At 71.8% G+C, this 1895-nt stretch carries 1 protein-coding gene and 1 pseudogene; both read left to right on the top strand.

The genetic code is table 11. The features are described 5' to 3' along the window. A pseudogene (locus tag AOK00_RS36020) lies at positions 1–813 on the top strand (hypothetical protein); the annotation flags it as partial. A 179-nt stretch (positions 814–992) separates the two neighbouring features. Continuing rightward, positions 993–1778, top strand: a complete 786-nt coding sequence (locus tag AOK00_RS36015; protein ID WP_055604302.1) for a DUF4239 domain-containing protein — start codon at positions 993–995, stop codon at positions 1776–1778. Positions 1779–1895 lie beyond the last annotated feature (117 nt).

Here is a 1895-nt window from a genome sequence, read left to right as displayed (position 1 = left end):
GGAGGAGTCGGCGCCCGCCACACGGCGGGCGCCGACTCCTCCGACGTCACGCACCCGACCCACCCCCTCGACGGCGCCGACGGGAGCGGCGTCGACGGGAGCGGCGCCGACGGGAGCGGGGACGACGACGAGGACCAGGCCGACCTGGAGGTCCAGATCCGCGCCCTGGCCCCGCGCCTGATCGCCTTCGGGCCCCTCCTCGGAGAGCAGCGGGAGCAGCCGGAGGGGGGCGCGACGGCCGCCCTCACGGCCGAGGCCGCCGAACTGGCCGCCGGAGCCCTGGTCTACGCCTCGGAGGTCCTCATCGACGAGCTGTACGACGACGTCCAGACCCTCGCCGACGAGGAGACCAACGTCGCGGAGTGCCGGGCCGAACTGTGGCACCTCGCCGAGCTTCCGCCGCGCTACGGCCTCGCGTACGACGAGCTCTTCGCGCGCCGCTTCCTCGTGACCGCGATAGCTCTGACCACCCGGTTCACCGACGGGAGCTTCCGTGAGCTCGGCTGCCTCGCGGAGGAACTCGTACTGAAGCTGCTCCTGCAGCAGGCGCACTCCACGCTCGACCTGTACGGGCTCCTCGGCGACGACGTCGCGGAAGCCCTGGAGCGCTTCGCCGACGAGGTGTACGAGGACATGGACTTCGAGTGGCTGTACGACGACGCGCGGGACGGCGTCGTCGAGGACCCCGCCCTCGCCGGCGTGGGCGTCACCCCGCTGGCGATCGGCACGTGGTTCACCCCGTTCGACGACGACCGGTACGTCCACCCGTACGCCGTCGACGAGGAGGCGGGCAGGCAGAGCACCCACGACTGACCCGCCCTCCGGCCCGCCCCCGGCACGACGGCGTCGGCCCGCTCACTCGATGGTGTGAACCTCGGGTGCGGACGTCCGCGACGCGCACGCGCGCAGGCGTGCGCTCCGGCGGTTGTGGCCGGGAACGCGCGCTGCGCGTGCGCCGGGCGACGGTGGCGGGATCCCTAGACTTCCCGCACATGTCGCTCTGGCTGCTCAATCAATTCAGCACCTTCACCCTGGCCGTCGTCACCGTCGGCGGGACCGTCCTCGTGGCGGTGGCCGGCAGCGTGCTGCTGCGCCGCAGGCATCCGTCGCTGGCCGACGGCGAGCACAACGACATGGTCGGAGTGACCCTCGGCATGTTCGGTGCGATCTACGGAATCATCCTCGCCTTCGTCATCGTGACGCTCTGGACCCAACTGGAGAGCACACAGACCATCGTGGCCTCCGAGGCCACCGACGTCGCCCTCATCGCCCGCGACGCCGCCGCCTTCCCGCCCCCGGTCCGCGCCCGCGTCGACGAGGCGCTCAGCGACTACGTCCACTCCGTCGTCGAGGTCCAGTGGCCCCGGATGCGGGAGGGGCGGCCGAGCTACGGTGCCACCGCCGCGAAACTCCAGACGGTCTACGACGTCCTCCAGGAGTACGACCCGAAGACCCCGCGCGAAGAGGTCTTCTACGAGGAGGCCGTCAGCCACCTCAACGGCGTGGCCTCGCAGCGCCGGGCCCGCCTGACCATGGCCGAACAGGAACTCCCCCCGCTCCTCCAGGTCCTCGCCTTCGGCGGTGCCTTCGTCCTGATCCCGCTCACCTTCCTGTACGGCATGCGCAGGCTGCGGATCCAGCTCCTCTTCGTCGCCTCCGTCGCCGCCCTGATCGGCTTCAGCCTGCTCCTGGTCTTCGTCCTGGACCGTCCCTTCGCCGGCGAACTCAGCGTGAGCCCGGCCCCGTACAAGGAAGGGGCCCTGGAGCGCTACTGGTAGCGGGTTCAGGCCGGTCCCGTGTGAAGGACGCGGAAACGTCCGGGCGCCGCCGGATCCCGGTCGACGACCTGGACGGGCGGCCACGCCCACTGCCACACGCCGCTGCCCGGCGGGCGG

This window comes from Streptomyces aureus (assembly GCF_001418135.1).
Taxonomy (GTDB): Bacteria; Actinomycetota; Actinomycetes; order Streptomycetales; family Streptomycetaceae; genus Streptomyces; species Streptomyces aureus_A.
Note: the sequence above shows the minus strand (reverse complement) of the source record. Positions and strands in the feature narration are given on the sequence as shown.

Coding starts and splice junctions, on each gene's coding strand:
- AOK00_RS36015 (WP_055604302.1), top strand. CDS start 993: ATGTCGCTCTGGCTGCTCAATCAATTCAGCACCTTCACCCTGGCCGTC.